General features: G+C 75.3%; 1 protein-coding gene. It reads right to left on the reverse strand.

The genetic code is table 11. The features are described from left to right. The coding region (locus AC2W7J_RS18740) for a putative GNAT family N-acetyltransferase (protein ID WP_485984317.1) at positions 1-497 on the reverse strand (497 nt) is incomplete at both ends.

The raw sequence follows: 497 nt of genomic DNA on the forward strand, positions 1-497 counted from the left end.
GCGCTCGGTGCGCGAGGGCGCCGACACCGTCCCGTGCGGCGGTCCAGCGCCAGCGGCCGGCCTGCTCGGGCAGGATCGCGTCGCCGATCTCGACGACGACGTCGAGGTCGGCGGCGTGGCCGCGCTCGGTGACGGCGGTCGGCAGGTCGACGATGCGCAGCCAGAGGTTGTCGCTCGGCCCGCTTCCGCCGAGGGCGCGTGGCGAGGGCAGCCACTGCACGAGCGGGTCGTCGAGGGTGACCCAGTACTCCGTGCTGCCCATGAGGTCGAGGTCGACAAGCCGCTCGGCGAGCGCGAGCCGGGCGCCGACGTCGGTCGAGACGAGGAAGAAGACGCCCACCTCGCCCTCGGGTCGCCCGTCGGACCACTTCGCCGTGCGGTGGAAGTACGCGGCGCCGACGTCGCGACCGTCGCGGGTGGCCCACAGCAGGCGTGCCGGCTCACGGTCGCCGCGGCTCTCGGGGCTGTCGTGGAGCAGGCGGGCGCAGTCCTCGCGG

The sequence above is a fragment of the Janibacter sp. CFPM2_SD2 genome (genome assembly GCF_057364645.1).